Raw genomic sequence first — 14,855 nt, forward strand, 5'->3', positions numbered from 1 at the left:
CGGAACGGGCCTCGCCCGACGCGAGACCCGCTCCATCCCGGGTGCACCGGCCGTCAGAGGTCCTCGACCGGGACGGACCGGATCTCCGGCCACTTCGCGAAGGCCCCGGCGATCACGGCGTCCTTGTTCTCGAGATACTTCGCGAAGATCGCGGCGTTCACGAACAGATACAGCTTGCCGTCGACGATGTCGGCGTAGCGGACGTCCCCGTCGAGCTTCTTGCCGACGTAGACCCCGTAGGCACAGAACCCGCCGAACTGCGGAAGATGGGCCTCCGGGTCGGCCTTGAAGCGCGCCTGCGCTTCGGCCGAGGCGAAGTAGTAGTCCACGCCGTCATGGGCGACGGTGTAGACCGCGTCGCCGGCCCGCGGCGCCTCGCCGCCGAATACCGAGACCGGATCGATTCCGTGCAGCCCGAGGGGATTGCCCGTGAGGGTGAGGCCGTTGACGACGTTGTACTCGTCCGCGGCGGAGGCCGGCGAAGCGGCGGTGAGGATGACCGCGCAGATCACGGCGGCGACGGTCGAGCTGGATTTCATGGGAATGATCCTTTCGCTTTCGGTATCTCGGGGGATGGCGGAAGCCGGATGCGGCGTCAGGCGGCGGAGCGGGCGATCCGTTCGACCGCCTCGTCGGTCCACCAGACGGCGTTGGCGACCATCCGGAAGTTGATGATGGCGGCGAGATAGCCGTCGCCCTCGGGAACCTTCGCGCCGGCGGTCGCGTCGCGCACCACGGCGACCTCGAAACCGAGCTCGAGCAGCTCGTACAGATGCGCCTGCGTGCAGAGGTTCGCCGACATGCCGGCCAGGATCACCTTGTCGATCCCGCGCTTGCGAAGCTGCAGGTTGAGGTCGTTCTGCGCGGGTCCGTAGATCTTGTGCGGCGAGCAGACGATCGTCTCGCCGTCCGCGATGTACTTCTTGTACTGCGGCATCCAGTCGGCGCCGGAGCCCTCGAAGTTCTCGAGGTCGAGCGGGCCGAGCCGGTCGAACATGCCGATCGCGTGCATGGTCTTCTCCAGCGTGCCCTCGAACCGCCACTTGTGATCGTGCGGGTAGTAGTAATGGGGCGAGATGAACACCGGCATGCCGGCGGCCTTCGCCGCGACGAACAGCCGTTCGATGTTGTCGACGGTGCCCTGCTCGGTGACGCTCTCGCCGACGACGCCCCAGGTCACCCCGTCCTTCGAGAGGAAGTCGATCTGGGGATCGGTCACGACGAGCGCGGTGCGCCCGGTCTCGATCGACATGTCGACCTGCGGCAGACCCGGCTTGTCGGGATCGGCGTAGAGCGAGCGCGCCTCTTCGGTGGCGGCTGCGGCGGTTGCGGCCGCGGCGGTGCCGGCCGCCGCAACGGCGATTCCGGCGGCGGTCCCGGCCATCAGGCGACGGCGGGCCAGGTCGACCTTCTCGTGGGTAACGCCGCACCCGCAGTCGTGATCGTGATCGTGGTTGGTGTCCATGTCGGAGCTCCTTTGCTCGGGATCGGGTCGCACGGGTCCTTCCGCGGAAATCGTCGCGCGGCGGGACAACGGGCGGCCGGTTTCGGGAAGTGGTCGGAAAGCGGTCTCGGGGGGCTTCGTGTCCCCTAGAGACCCAGCGCCGACAGGCCGGGATGATCCTCGGGACGCGGCCCGAGCGGCCAGCGGAACAGCCGTTCGACCTCGGCGATGGGCAGATCGTTGATCGAGGCGATCCGTCGGCGCATCAGGCCGTCGGCGGCGAACTCCCAGTTCTCGTTGCCATAGGCGCGGAACCAGGAACCGCGGTCGTCGCGGTACTCGTAGGCGAAGCGCACCGCGATCCTGTCGCTGCCAAACGCCCAGAGTTCCTTGATCAGCCGATAGTCGAGCTCGAGGGCCCACTTGCGGGTGAGGAAGGCGACGATCCGGTCGCGGCCTTCGAAGATCTCGGCGCGGTTCCGCCACCGGCTGTCGGCCGTGTAGGCGAGCGCGACCTGCTCCGGCGACCGGCCGTTCCAGGCGTCCTCGGCCATACGGACCTTGGCCGCGGCGGTATCCGCGTCGAACGGAGGGAGAGGGGGACGACTCATGGGAAGTCTCCTGACGGAGGGGCGGAGCGCCGCGACGGGACCACGGACGGGCCGCCGGCGGCGCTCCCTGAAGGTCAGGCGGCCCTGGCGCTGACGACCGGGAAGTCGATCGGCGTGCCGAGCGCCTCGTTGAGGTAGTTGGTGAGCGTGTTGAGCGCGACGTGCGCCACGATCTCGACGATCTCCGCCTCGCTGTAGCCGGCCATCCGGACCGCCGACACGTCGGCGTCGGTCACCTGCCCGCGGTCGCGGACCAGCTTGACGGCGAACCGGACCGCCGCGTCCGCCTGCGGGTCGTTCGACGCGCCGCGCCGGTTCGCCGCGATCTCCGCGTCGTCGAGCTTCGCGAGGTTCTTGCCCAGGTAGGTGTGGGCCGACAGGCAGTAGTCGCAGCCGTTGAACTGGGCGACGGCCAGCGCGATCCGCTCGCGGGTCTGGGGCTTGAGGCTGCCCTTCGCCAGGGCGCCGTTGAGGCCGAGATAGCCTTCCAGGGCAGCCGGGCTGTTGGCGGCGATGCGAAACAGGTTCGGAACGCTGCCGAGCATCTTCCTGACGCCCTCGAGCAGCGGTTGGGCGGCGGCCGGGGCGGCCTCGATGGAGTCGGGGAGCTGAATGCGGGTCATGGGGAGCCTCCTTGTCGGTCGGGTCACGACGCACCATCGCGTCGCATCGATATATACAGACCGGTCTGTCTATTTGTCAACCCCGACATCCTAACCACCGACACATCGTGCCCGCTGCGATCCTTGCAACCGGCTTCAGCAGATGCAAAATATAGACAGAACAGTCTGATCGCAGGAGCCGTACCTTGCAGTCCCGCCGTGACGAACTCGTCGATACCGCCCTGCGGCTCTTCTATACCCAGGGCTTCAACGCGACCGGCATCGACAAGATCCTGTCGGAGGCCGGCGTCGCGAAGATGACGCTGTACAAGCACTTCCGCTCGAAGGACGAACTGATCCTCGCCGTCCTGCACCGTCGCGACGAGCAGTTCCGAAACTGGCTGATGGGCGAGATGGAGAGGGCCTCGGCGAACCCGCGCGAGCGCCTCCTGGCGATGTTCGATGCGATCGAGGACTGGTTCCAGGGGCGCGCCTTCAAGGGGCTCGGGTTCTCCGGGTGCGCCTTCATCAATGCCGCGGGCGAGTTCGGGGACCAGAACCACCCCGCCCACCGGACCGCCGCCGAGCACAAGCGGCGCATCGTGGAGTACCTCGAGCGGCTCTGCGCCCAAGCCGGCGCCCGCGATCCCAGGGATCTCGCGGAGCAGTTGGCGCTGCTCAAGGAAGGCGCGATCGTCACGGCGCACGTACGCGGGATGCCCGAGTCGGCCGGGATCGCCAAGCGAATGGCCGTGGGCGCGATCGACGCGGCGCTGCGCGACGACTGATCGCCGCGGGCCGCATCCGCCCGACCGCTCGCCCGCCCCGGGCGGAAACGGCGACGTGCGGCGATCGACCGGCGGCGGTCCGGCGATGCAGGCCCGCGCGTTCACGATTGTTTAAGTAAAATCCGCTGTTAATTTGCGAACCGGGTCGGGGCTGTCGAGGGGGGCGGGCCACCCGGCCATATCCTAGTCGCTCACGACCCATGCGCCCGGGGACAGGCAGATGCTGGACAGCACCTACCGCTCGTTCTTCGAGAACGCCAACATCGGGCTCTACCGCGTCACGCCCGAGGGCCGGGTGATTCGGGCCAACCCGACCCTGGTCGAACTGAACGGCTACGCCGGCGAAGCCGAGATGCTGAAGGACCTCTCGGAGAACGGCAACAGCTGGTACGTCGACCCCGCGCGCCGGGAGGAGTTCTACCGCCGGATCACCGAGGACGGCCGGATCGAGAACTTCGTCTCCGAGGTCCGCCGAATGACCACCGGCGACCGGATCTGGATCTCCGAGAACGCCTGGTCGGTGCGCGACGCCGCCGGGCGGATCATCTATTTCGAGGGCACGGTCCAGGACGTCACCGACCGGGTGAACGCCGACCGGCAGCTGGCCCGCGCCCGGCTGGCGGCCGAGGCGGCGTCGCAGGCCAAGAGCACCTTCCTGGCGGTGATGAGTCACGAGCTGCGGTCGCCGCTGAACGCGATCATCGGGTTCGCCGAGATCATCGCCGGCCGGCTGCTGGGTCCGCACGACGAGCGCTACTTCGAGTACGCCGAGGACATCCGGGTCAGCGGCACCCACCTGCTCGGCCTGATCGGCGATATTCTCGACCTGTCGAAGATCGGCGCCGGCAAGATGCATCTCGACGAGCGGCTGGTCGACCTGCATGCGGTCGCCGAGCGGACCGCCCGGCTGTTCGCCGCCAACCTCAGCAAGGCCGAGGTCACCCTCGAGCTGGCGTTGCCGCGCGACTTCCCGGCGCTGCGGGCGGACCAGCTTCGGCTCGGCCAGATCCTGATCAACCTGGTGTCCAACGCCATCAAGTTCACGCCGCCCGGCGGCACCGTCACGATCGCCGCCGAGGCGCTGCCGGAGGAGGTGGTCGTCCGGGTCGCCGACACCGGCGTCGGCATGACCGAGGCCGAGGCGGTCCGCGCCCTTGAGCCGTTCGTGCAGATCGACAACGGCTTCGACCGCAACCGCGGCGGCACCGGGCTCGGCCTGTCGATCTGCCGCGAGCTGGCGGCCCTGCACGGCGGCAGCCTGACCATCGACAGCGCCAAGGGCGCCGGCACCACCGTGACGCTGCACCTGCCGTCCGAGCGGGCCGTCGCCGCCCCGACCACCCCCGGCTGAGCCCCTCTCCTGCAACCGGCCGGCCCTCGCGGCGTTGTCGTCGCAACGGACACGGAACAGGAGACCCCGTCATGATCCGACTTCATCGGCCCCTCGGACTCGCCGTCGCCGGCCTGCTCGCCGCCACCGCCGTCGCCCAGGCCGCCGGTGCGACCGCTCCGACCGCGGCCGAGCAGAGCTACCGCGCAGACCACGAAGGGGTGTACGCGGCGGTCGAGTGCCGGGGCGCGGTGTTCACGCCGGCCGACTACCGGCTCCTGGAATCGCGGATCGCCGCGCGCGCCGGGGCGGCGATGCATGCCGGCCGGCAGCTCGAGATGATCGAGGCCGGCAAGGCCCGGATCGACCGGGCGATGAGCCACGCCGGCTGCGGCGCCGACGAGGTCGAGGCCGCGCTGATACGGTTCGACACCCTGCGTGGCGTCCAGACCGGCAAGGCGCCGAAGCAGTAACCCCGACCCGGGCGGCCCGGCGGCGACCGGGCCGCCCGCAACCCGTCAGTGCGCCACCACCGTCGCGGTCTCCCCGCACGCCGAGTCCGCGCCGTCGAACTCGAACTCGAGCGTCGTGTGGGCGATCCCGAAGCGCTCGCCCAGCACCTGCTTGACCGCGCGCTTGATGATCTCCATGCGGTCGGCGTCGGCACGCTCGATCACCACATGGGCCTCGAAATAGGCGCTGCGCTCGTCGAGCTGCCAGACGTGCAGGTGATGGACCCCGACCACGCCGTCGACGCCGGCGACCGCGGCGCCGAGCGTTTCCAGGTCCTGGTCCAGCGGCACGCCGGCCATCAGGATGCGGATGCAGCTCCTGATCTCCAGCAGCCCGTGCCACAGGATGTAGCCGGCGATCAGCAGGGTCGCGGCCGGGTCGACCCAGCTCCAGCCGAACCAGATCACCAGCGCGCCGGCGGCGATCACCACGACCGAGCCGAGCGCGTCCGCGACGTTGTGCAGGAAGGCGGCGCGCACGTTCAGGCTGTTCTTCGATTCCGCATAGGTCAACGCGGCGGTCACCAGGTCGACCGCCAGCGCAATCGCGGCGACGATCACCACGATCCAGCCGGCGACCGGCTCCGGCGCGAAGAACCGGAACACCGCCTCGTAGACCAGGTACACGCCGATCACGATCAGCGTGGTCAGGTTGATCAGCGCGGCGATGATCTCGGCCCGCCGGTAGCCGTAGGTCATGCGCGCGTCGGCCCCGCGCCGCGCCACCCGGCGGGCGAACAGTGCGATCGCCAGCGAGGCGGCGTCGCTGAGGTTGTGGATCGCGTCGGCGACCAGCGCCAGGCTGCCTGAGACCAGCCCGCCGGCGATCTGCGCGACCGTCAGCACCAGGTTGACCGCCACCGCCCAGGCGAGGCGCCCGTCGCCCATCGACGCGGTGTCGTGGTGATGGTGGCCATGCCCGTGGCCACTGTGAGCGTGGTCGTGGCCATGGTGATGATCGTGCGGCATCGGGCGGCTCCGCCGGGGGCGTCGGCCCACCTGACCGCAGCCCCCTCAGCGCCGCAAGGGCACGCGCAACGTGATAGTGTTGCCCCTCACCCGCCCCAGGTGCGTTCCAGCACGTTCACCCAGTTCTCCCAGCAGATCTTGCGGACCAGCGTCTCGCCGTAGCCGGCTTGGCGCATGGCGGCGACCAGGTTCGGCAGGCCGGCGGCGTCCTTGATCTCGGCCGGGATGGTGGCGCCGTCGAAGTCGGAGCCGAGGCCGACGCCGTCCTCGCCCAGCTTCTCCAGCAGGTGGTCCATGTGCCGCAGCACCACGTCGAGGCCGGTGTCGGCGCTCATCTGGCCGTCGGGGCGAAGGAACGAGGTGGCGTAGTTGATGCCGACCAGGCCGCCGCTCTCGCGGATCCGGGCGAGCTGGTCGTCGGTCAGGTTGCGCGTCGTCGGGCAGATCGAATGGGCGTTGGAGTGCGAGGCGACCAGCGGCGCGTCGCTGAGTTCCGCCAGGTCCCAGAAGCCCTTCTCGTTGAGGTGCGACAGGTCGAGCATCACGCCGAGCCGGTTGCACTCGCGCACCAGCGCCTTGCCGGCGTCGGTCAGCCCGTCGCCGGTGTCGGGCGAGCCCGGGAACCGGAACGGCACGCCGTGGCCGTAGGCGGTCGGCCGGCTCCACACCGGGCCGAGCGAGCGCAGCCCGGCCTGGACCATCACCTCGAGCGACCGGAAGTCGGTGTCGATCGCCTCCGCACCCTCGAAGTGCAGCACGGTCGCCAGCACGCCCCTGGCCATGCAGTCGCGGATCTCGGCGGCGGTCCGGCACACCTTCACGCGGCCGCCGGACGCCTTCTCGATCCGGAACAGGATGCCGGCCATGGCGAGCGCCACCGGCTGCGCCTCGCCGAGCGACAGCGGCGCGGGCAGCGGCAGGTCGTAGCTCTCGCCCGACATCGCCTCGCGGCGCCCGGCCCTGGCGCCGGCCGGGTCCGGGTCCGGCGACGGCACGAACACCGCGAACAGCCCGCCGGCAAAGCCGCCGGCCTGCATGCGCGGCAGGTCGAGATGGCCTTCGCCGTCGCCGTCGAGGAACTGCTGCTCGACCCCCTGTGCGCCCTTCCGGAACAGGCGCAGCAGGACGTCGTTGTGGCCGTCGAAGACGGGCATGGCGGAGGTGTCGGGCATGATGGACTCGCGATGAGGGAGCCGGAGAACCCCGGCGAGCGATCAGGCTAGCAGAATTGCCGGCACACTCTACCCGATGAACTTCCAGTAGGTGTCCTTCTTGACGACCATGCCGTCGCGGAACTCCCACAGGTCGCAGCCGAGGTACTCGAACGGCTGGCCGCCGGCCGGGGTGCCGCGCACCACCCATTCGGAAAGCGCCTTGGTGTCGTCGCAGATCCAGTGCCGCATCTCCTCCCAGCGCATGTCCGGGATCTCGGCGTAGCGGCCGCGCAACACCTGGGCGATCTCGGCCTTGCCGACGCAGCGCCGGCCTTCCGGCGCGTTCGGCCCGCGCGCCATCAGCCAGACGCAGTCGTCGGCGAAGTGCGACAGGATCCCGTCGACGTCGTGCCGGTTGAAGCCGTCCTGGATCTCGTCGAGCAGCGCAATGGTGATGGGGCGCGACATGGGCCGGGTCTCCGAGCGATGGTTGACCCGGCCATGCTAGCGCCTGGACTGCGGCAGATGGAACTGCCCTGGCAGGACCTCAGGTCGGCAGCCCGCTCTCGGCCTGGCGGTCGAGATGGGCGACCAGGTCGGCCGGCAGGCTGAGCCGGTGCGCCAGCGCCTCCAGGTAGGCGCGCTCGGCCGGGTGGTCCGGATCGATCGCCAGCCGCGACACCAGGTACAGCTCAGCCGCCTGCTCGGGCGACTGCGCGGCCGACGCGATCGCTCCCAGGTCGACCGGCTTCGCCAGCAGGTCGAACACGAAACCCTTGGCCGCCGCGTCCAGACCCATGCGGTCGACCGACTCGAACAGCCGGGCCTGCTCGTCGGCATCGACGTGACCGTCGGCCTTGGCGGCCCCGACCATCGCCCGGATCAGCGCGAGCTGGAACGGCTGGCCGTCGGCGGCCGGCGCCGCCTCGGGCAGGAATCGCGGCTCGGCCCGGGCAACGTCCTCGGCCGTCGCGACCGGCGCGTCGGCCGCGCTCCGGCCGGCCTGCCAGTTCGTGTAGGCCCGGTAGGCCAGCGCGCCGAGCGCCGCCGCCCCGCCGTAGGCGGCCGCGCCGCCGGCCATCTTGCGGACCTTCTTGCTGCCGAGCAGCAGCGCGATCAGGCCTCCGGCCGCCGCGCCGCCGGCCAGGCCGCCGAGGCCGCCCATCGCGTCGGCCTGCCGGCGTGCCGCATCGGTTGCGCGGCCCATGGCGGCCTTGGCGTCGCCGCCGAGGAACTGATCGAGCAGCTTGGTCGGGTCCATCTCGTCTCCGGTATCGGGTTGATCAGCCGTACAGGTAGGGAACGCCCACTACGGATCAACGGCCGGAGACGCCAGGTCGCACCCCCGTCCGCCGGGCGGGACGAACGCCCGGCTTGCAGTTAACCTGCGGCCACGATCGAACGATGGAGCCCTGCATATGAAAGTCACCCTGCTCGGCACCGGCTGCCCGCAGTGCCACACCAAACGCTACGGCCCGGCCAGCCTGGTCCGCCACGGCGAGGTCTCGGTGCTGATCGACTGCGGCTCCGGCGTCACCCAGCGGCTGGTCGGTGCCGGCTGCCCGGGCGGGCGGCTGGACGCGGTGCTGCTGACCCACCTGCATTCCGACCACCTGGTCGACCTGTACCAGCTGATCGTCTCGGGCTGGCACCAGAACCGCACGGTGCCGCAGCGGATCTACGGGCCGAAAGGCACCCGTGCCTACGTCGAGGGGCTGCTGGCGCTGTGGCGCGAGGAGCGCGAGCTGCGGATGGCGCACGAGCGGCGCCCGAACCTGGCCGGCTTCACCGCCGAGGTGGTCGAGTACGGCGAAGGCCCGGTGGTCGAGCTGCCGGGGCTGTTCGTCGACGCGGTCAAGGTCGAGCACGAGCCGATCAAGGAGGCCTACGGCTTCGTGTTCCGGGCCGACGACGGCACGGTGGCGGCGTTCAGCGGCGACACCCGCTACTGCGAGGCGCTGATCGAGGCGGCGCGCGGCGCCGACGTGCTGGTGCACGAGTGTTTCATCCACGGCCTGATGAAGCCGGTGCCGGGCGTGCGCACCCAGGAGGGCATCGACGCCGTCGCCTCCTATCACACCCTGTCGGCCGAGGTCGGCAAGGTGGCCAGCGAGGCCGGGGTCGGGTTCCTGATGCTGAACCACTTCGTGCCGGCCGAGTTCGACCGCGAGGCCCTGGCCGCCGAGGTGGCGCAGGACTTCGCCGGGCCGTTCGCGATCGGCGAGGACCTGATGAGCTACGACGTGCCGACCCGCACGCTCACCCACGGCGACGCCCACTGGCGGCTGGGCTCCTGACGGCGGGAGGCGGGTAGGTCCCGGCTCTGCGCGGCAAGCCGCTCCGGCCGGGATGAGGGTTGAAGCAAGGCCCTCCTCATTGCCTCATCCCGGCCGCAGGGGCGCAGCCCCGGAGAGCCGGGACCCACGGCGCGACCGGCACGCCGCCCTTGGCGGAACGCCGTGGATTTGGCACATAGGCGCCGCACTGCAACGAAGGAACCTCGGATGAGCGACACGACCACGGATGCGGCGGCCGGCCAGGACTTCATCCGCGACATCATCCGCGCCGACATCGCCGCCGGGAAGTGCACCGCCCCGGTGACCCGGTTCCCGCCGGAGCCGAACGGCTACCTGCACATCGGCCACGCCAAGTCGATCTGCCTGAACTTCGGCGTCGCCGAGGAGTTCGGCGGCCGCTGCCACCTGCGGTTCGACGACACCAACCCGGTGAAGGAGGAGCAGGAGTTCATCGACGCCATCCAGCGCGACGTGCGCTGGCTGGGCTTCGACTGGGGCGGCCACCTGTACCACGCGTCCGACTACTTCGAGACGCTGTACGAGTGGGCCGAGCACCTGATCAAGGCCGGCAAGGCCTATGTCGACGACCAGTCGCCGGAGGAGATGCGCAAGAGCCGCGGCACCCTGACCGAGGCCGGCACCCCGAGCCCGTACCGCGACCGCAGCGTCGAGGAGAACCTGGACCTGTTCCGCCGCATGCGGGCCGGCGAGTTCCCGAACGGCGCCCGCGTCCTGCGCGCGAAGATCGACATGGCGTCGGGCAACATGAACATGCGCGACCCGACCCTTTACCGGATCCTGCACGCCACGCACCCGCGCACCGGCGACGCCTGGTGCCTGTACCCGACCTACGACTACGCGCACGGCCAGTCCGACGCGATCGAGGGCATTACGCACTCGCTGTGCACGCTGGAGTTCGAGGATCACCGGCCGCTGTACGAGTGGCTGATCGAGAACCTGCCGGTTCCCTCGAAGCCGCGGCAGTACGAGTTCGCCCGCCTGAACCTGTCCTACACGGTGCTGTCGAAGCGGGTGCTGACCACCCTGGTGCGCGACGGCCACGTCAGCGGCTGGGACGACCCGCGCATGCCGACCCTGGCCGGCCTGCAGCGCCGCGGCGTGCCGGCGGAGGCGCTGAAGGACTTCATCAAGCGCATCGGCATGGCGCGCGCCAACAGCCTGGTCGACTTCGGGATGTTCGAGTTCTCGATCCGCGACTTCCTGAACAAGGCGGCGCCGCGCCGGATGGCAGTGCTGCGCCCCCTGAAGGTGGTGATCGAGAACTGGCCGGAAGGCGAATTCGAAGAGCTGCCGGCGGTCAACAACCCGGAGGACCCGGAAGCCGGCACCCGCACGATCCGGTTCGGCCGCGAGCTGTGGGTCGAGCAGGACGACTTCATGGAAGAGGCGCCGAAGAAGTTCTACCGCCTGACCCCGGGCCAGGAGGTGCGGCTGCGCTACGGCTACTTCGTGACCTGCACAGGCGTGGTGAAGAACGAGGCCGGCGAGGTGGTCGAGCTGCGCTGCACCTACGACCCGGCGACCCGCGGCGGCGACTCGCCGGACGGCCGCAAGGTGCGCGGCACCCTGCACTGGCTGTGCGCCGCCGACGCCGTGCCGGCCGAGGTGCGGCTGTACGACCACCTGTTCGCCAACCCGACCCCGGGCTCGGAGAGCGACGGCGACATCTTCGCCGACCTGAACCCGAAGTCCCTGGAGGTGGTCGAGGCCCTGGTCGAGCCGGCGCTGGCCGCCGGCAACGACCCGGCGCCGGTGCAGTTCGAGCGGCTCGGTTACTTCTGCCGCGACCGCGACTCCACGCCGGGCAAGCCGGTGTTCAACCGCACCGTCGGCCTGCGCGACACCTGGGCGAAGATCCAGCAGAAGGGGTAGGCCCCGGCGCCCCGCTTGATCCCGGCCGGCCGGACGCTTGCGCCGGATCAATTCCTCACGCAGGTCCCTGGGCGATACTCCGGACACACCGGCACCAGATCCGGAGATTCGCCATGCGGGCGCTCGTCGTCTGTTATTCGCTCACCGGCACCACGCGCCGGGTCGCCCGGGCGCTGGCATCAGAGCTCGGCGCCGAGCTGGAGGAAATCCGCTGCCCGCGCTACCGGCCCGGATTGCTCGGGGCCTTGCGCGCCGGGCATGACAGTTGGAGAGGCCTGATCCCGGAGATCGAGCCGCCGGCGAACGACCCGGCGCAGTACGAGCTCGTGGCGGTCGGCGGCCCGGTCTGGGCCTGGAACGCCTGCACCCCGGTGCGGGCCTACCTGACGCGCACCGCGGCCCGGCTGCCGGCCGTCGCGTTCTTCGCGACCGCCGGCGGCGCCGGGTTCGAGCGGGCGTTCGCGACGATGGCGGCGCTTGCCGGCAGGCAGCCGGCGGCGACCCTGGCGCTGACCGCCGAGCACTTCAAGGAGGGCAAGGACCCGGCCGCCATCGCCGCCTTCGCGGCGGAGCTTCGCCGCGGCCGCCCCGCCTGAGGCCAAGCTCACGCAATCGTGGCGTCGAACCCGCTGGCGACCCGATGGGCCGCATCGTACCGTCGCGCCCTCGCCATCAGGGGGACCGCCGTGAAGACCATCGACTACTACTACTCGACCCGCTCCAACTTCACCTATCTGGGAGCCGCCCGGCTGAACGCGATGGCGAAGGCGCACGGGCGGCGGATCGTGCACCGGCCGATCCTGCTGTCGGTGACGATGCCGGCGATCGGCGGCCTGCCGTTCGGCGAGCGACCGACCATGCTGCGGAACTACTCGATGCGCGACGCGCTGCGCTGGGCCGACCACCTGGGCGTCCCGCTGCTGCGCGAGCCGGTGCACCACATGGGCCCGGTCGAGCTGCCGTCGGGCATCGTGATCGCCGGCCAGCGCGCGGTGGCGCGCGGCGAGCCGGGCGACGTCGACGCGCTCAGCCTGGCGGTGCTGCAGGCGCTGTGGCGCGACGACCGCGACATCGCCGACCGCACGGTGGTCGCCGAGCTCTGCGGGTCGGCCGGCTTCGCCGACGCCGAGGCACTGATGGACGAGGCGCTGAGCGCCGGCGTGCAGGCCGAGCTGCAGCGCAACTGCCAGGAGGCGATCGTGCGCGGCGTGATCGGCGCACCGACCTACTTCGTCGACGACGAGCCGTTCTACGGCCAGGACCGTCTGGACTTCGTCGAGCGGGCGCTGGCCGGCGGCTGAGGCGCCCGAACAGGACGCGTCAGGGCGGCCGCGTCAGGCGACCCGGACCCGCGACACGAACTCGCCGACCTGGCGCCGCAGGCTGCTGGCGGATTCGGCGAGTTCGCGGGCGGCGGACAGCACCTGCGACGCCGCCGAGCCGCCTTCCGCCGCGGCCTGGCTGACCTGGGCGATGGCACCGCTCACCTCGTTGGTGCCGGCCGAGGCCTGCTGGACGTTGCGGGCGATCTCCTGGGTGGCCGAGCCCTGTTCCTCGACCGCCGAGGCGATGGCCGCGGCGATGTCGCGGCTCTCGCCGATCACCCGGGCGATCCCCTCGATGGCGCTGGCGGTCCGGCGGGTGACGTCCTGGACCTCCCCGACCTGGGCGGTGATGCCTTCGGTGGCGCGGGCCGTCTGGGTCGCCAGGTTCTTCACTTCCTCGGCCACGACCGCGAAGCCCTTGCCCGCTTCGCCGGCACGGGCGGCCTCGATGGTGGCGTTCAGCGCCAGCAGGTTGGTCCGCTCGGCGATGTCCTGGATCAGCTCGACCACCTCGCCGATCTTCTGCGAGGTGACCACCAGCCCTTCCGCGGTGACCCGGGTGCGCTCGGCGTCGTCCACGGCCCGCGACGAGATCGTCGAGGACTGGGCGACCTGCTGGCCGATCTCGCGGACCGACGCCGCCAGCTCCTCGCAGGCGGTGGCCACGGTCTCGACGTTGGCGCTCGCCTCGTCGGCGGCCGCCGCCACCGTGCCGGCCTGGCTGTTGGTCTCCTCCAGGCTGGAGTTCAGGGTCTGGGCTGCCGCCTCCAGCTCGGTCGCGGCCGACGACACCGCCTCGACGATCGCCCCGACACTCTCCTCGAACCGGTCGGCCAGCGCGTTCATCGCCCGGGCCTGCTCCGCCGCCGCCCGGCGTTCGGCCTCGGCGGCGTCCTCCTCCAACTGCCGGGTGCGGATCATGCTGTCCTTGAACACCTGCATGGCGCCGGCGATCGCCCCGATCTCGTCGCGGCGGCCCACGCCGAAGACCTCGGCCGCGAGGTTGCCGGTCGCCAGCTCCTTCAGCGCCGACACCACGCGCCGGATCGGCTCGACGATGCCATAGCGGGCGATCGCCATGCCCAGCGCGGTTCCCAGCACCAGCCCGGCGGCCGACACCGCGATCATGATCGCGCGGATCCGCTCGTAGGTCTCGTCGGCCCGGGCCGCCTCGGCATGCGCTCGGGCCTCGGCCAGCGCCACGTATTCCCGGATCGTGCTGTTGAGGTTCTGCGCCGCCCCCTGGTTGGCGCGGACCGCCTCGACGATGCGGTGCTGCGTCTCGCTGATCTCGACCGACGCTCCGGCGCCGGCGACGATCTTCAGCATCGCCTCGACGCCGCGCCGATAGCCGGCGAACCCGGCCTCGACCCGCTCCAGCACCGCCAGCAGCTCCGTCTCGGTGGCGGCGGTCAGCGCGCGCGCGCTCGCCAGCCTCGCCTCGAGCTCGGCCTTCTCCTGTGCGATCACAGACTGCATTTCGGCGATCCGGTCCGGGCTGGGCTCGGCCGCGATGATGTACTCCGAGCGGTTCAGGGTGGTGACGAGCTGGCTGAGCCGGAGCCCCTCGACCGCCTCCTCGGCGGAATGCTCCACCTCGGCGGCGATTTCGTCGAGCGTGTGCAGGGCCGAGATCCCGACCCCCGCGACCGCCAGCACCGCAGCGCCGAGGACCGCGATGATGGAGAAGATCTTCGCCGAAATCGGGATGTTCACCAATGACATGGCAGCCCTCAACCTCTTGGCCATTCGCATACCGATCACCGGGTCAGAGTCGGCCTCCCCATCCCGTCCGGTCATCCTGCATTCAGGGCACGAGTGATGAAAAATGAGTAAAGAACTTCTTGCCTGGCAACGGTCGAATACGACCGTATTCATTCGCGATTACTCTATGCGGGCCAGCCACCGGACCGCGGGGTTGCCGCGCCGC

The 14,855-nt window shown here is 70.6% G+C and carries 16 protein-coding genes; 7 read left to right on the top strand and 9 right to left on the bottom strand.

Annotated elements, in window-relative coordinates; all coding sequences use genetic code 11:
• Nucleotides 1-53: 53 nt before the first annotated feature.
• The 4 genes from IE246_RS03595 to IE246_RS03610 form a co-directional block, all read right to left on the bottom strand.
• The gene (locus tag IE246_RS03595) at nt 54-539 is read right to left on the bottom strand and encodes a YHS domain-containing (seleno)protein (RefSeq protein ID WP_189987577.1); all 486 of its coding nucleotides are present in this window, start codon (nt 537-539) and stop codon (nt 54-56) included.
• A 56-nt stretch (nt 540-595) separates the two neighbouring features.
• Nucleotides 596-1,465, bottom strand: coding sequence for a cysteine hydrolase family protein (locus IE246_RS03600; protein ID WP_189987578.1), 870 nt, complete (start codon nt 1,463-1,465; stop codon nt 596-598).
• 125 nt (nt 1,466-1,590) lie between these two features.
• Nucleotides 1,591-2,055: a nuclear transport factor 2 family protein gene (locus IE246_RS03605; protein WP_189987579.1), complete on the bottom strand. Its 465-nt coding sequence runs from the start codon at nt 2,053-2,055 to the stop codon at nt 1,591-1,593.
• 74 nt (nt 2,056-2,129) lie between these two features.
• Nucleotides 2,130-2,678 carry a carboxymuconolactone decarboxylase family protein gene (locus IE246_RS03610; protein ID WP_189987580.1) on the bottom strand — a complete coding sequence of 183 codons (549 nt, stop codon included), beginning with the start codon at nt 2,676-2,678 and terminating at the stop codon, nt 2,130-2,132.
• Nucleotides 2,679-2,863: 185 nt separating this feature from the next.
• Between IE246_RS03610 and IE246_RS03615 the strand changes: the two genes are divergently transcribed.
• The 3 genes from IE246_RS03615 to IE246_RS03625 all read left to right on the top strand — a co-directional run bounded on the left by IE246_RS03615 (nt 2,864) and on the right by IE246_RS03625 (nt 5,248).
• Complete coding sequence (locus IE246_RS03615) at nt 2,864-3,445, top strand: TetR/AcrR family transcriptional regulator (RefSeq protein WP_189987581.1); 582 nt, start codon at nt 2,864-2,866, stop codon at nt 3,443-3,445.
• 220 nt (nt 3,446-3,665) lie between these two features.
• Nucleotides 3,666-4,796, top strand: a complete 1,131-nt coding sequence (locus IE246_RS03620) for a PAS domain-containing sensor histidine kinase (RefSeq protein WP_189987582.1) — start codon at nt 3,666-3,668, stop codon at nt 4,794-4,796.
• Nucleotides 4,797-4,867: 71 nt separating this feature from the next.
• Complete coding sequence (locus IE246_RS03625; RefSeq protein WP_189987583.1) at nt 4,868-5,248, top strand: hypothetical protein; 381 nt, start codon at nt 4,868-4,870, stop codon at nt 5,246-5,248.
• 45 nt (nt 5,249-5,293) lie between these two features.
• Here the strand turns inward: IE246_RS03625 and IE246_RS03630 are convergent, their stop codons facing one another.
• The 4 genes from IE246_RS03630 to IE246_RS03645 form a co-directional block, all read right to left on the bottom strand.
• Nucleotides 5,294-6,256: a cation diffusion facilitator family transporter gene (locus IE246_RS03630; protein ID WP_189987584.1), complete on the bottom strand. Its 963-nt coding sequence runs from the start codon at nt 6,254-6,256 to the stop codon at nt 5,294-5,296.
• Nucleotides 6,257-6,342: 86 nt separating this feature from the next.
• Entirely contained in the window at nt 6,343-7,428 is a 1,086-nt protein-coding gene (locus IE246_RS03635; RefSeq protein WP_189987585.1) for a dipeptidase, read from the bottom strand.
• Nucleotides 7,429-7,497: 69 nt separating this feature from the next.
• The gene (locus IE246_RS03640; protein WP_189987586.1) at nt 7,498-7,878 is read right to left on the bottom strand and encodes a nuclear transport factor 2 family protein; all 381 of its coding nucleotides are present in this window, start codon (nt 7,876-7,878) and stop codon (nt 7,498-7,500) included.
• A gap of 79 nt (nt 7,879-7,957) precedes the next feature.
• The gene (locus IE246_RS03645) at nt 7,958-8,671 is read right to left on the bottom strand and encodes a tellurite resistance TerB family protein (RefSeq protein ID WP_189987587.1); all 714 of its coding nucleotides are present in this window, start codon (nt 8,669-8,671) and stop codon (nt 7,958-7,960) included.
• Between the two features lie 157 nt (nt 8,672-8,828).
• Between IE246_RS03645 and IE246_RS03650 the strand changes: the two genes are divergently transcribed.
• From IE246_RS03650 to IE246_RS03665, 4 genes are all read left to right on the top strand, one after another.
• Nucleotides 8,829-9,707: an MBL fold metallo-hydrolase gene (locus IE246_RS03650; RefSeq protein ID WP_189987588.1), complete on the top strand. Its 879-nt coding sequence runs from the start codon at nt 8,829-8,831 to the stop codon at nt 9,705-9,707.
• 207 nt (nt 9,708-9,914) lie between these two features.
• Nucleotides 9,915-11,600: a glutamine--tRNA ligase/YqeY domain fusion protein gene (locus IE246_RS03655; protein ID WP_189987589.1), complete on the top strand. Its 1,686-nt coding sequence runs from the start codon at nt 9,915-9,917 to the stop codon at nt 11,598-11,600.
• 113 nt (nt 11,601-11,713) lie between these two features.
• Nucleotides 11,714-12,196: a flavodoxin family protein gene (locus IE246_RS03660; protein WP_189987590.1), complete on the top strand. Its 483-nt coding sequence runs from the start codon at nt 11,714-11,716 to the stop codon at nt 12,194-12,196.
• A gap of 90 nt (nt 12,197-12,286) precedes the next feature.
• Nucleotides 12,287-12,901: a 2-hydroxychromene-2-carboxylate isomerase gene (locus IE246_RS03665; RefSeq protein ID WP_189987591.1), complete on the top strand. Its 615-nt coding sequence runs from the start codon at nt 12,287-12,289 to the stop codon at nt 12,899-12,901.
• Between the two features lie 33 nt (nt 12,902-12,934).
• On the opposite strand, the gene IE246_RS03670 is transcribed toward IE246_RS03665, so the two are convergent.
• Nucleotides 12,935-14,650: a methyl-accepting chemotaxis protein gene (locus tag IE246_RS03670; RefSeq protein WP_189987592.1), complete on the bottom strand. Its 1,716-nt coding sequence runs from the start codon at nt 14,648-14,650 to the stop codon at nt 12,935-12,937.
• Nucleotides 14,651-14,855 lie beyond the last annotated feature (205 nt).

Origin of the sequence: Thalassobaculum fulvum, from assembly GCF_014652915.1 — a bacterium.
GTDB lineage: Bacteria > Pseudomonadota > Alphaproteobacteria > Thalassobaculales > Thalassobaculaceae > Thalassobaculum_A > Thalassobaculum_A fulvum.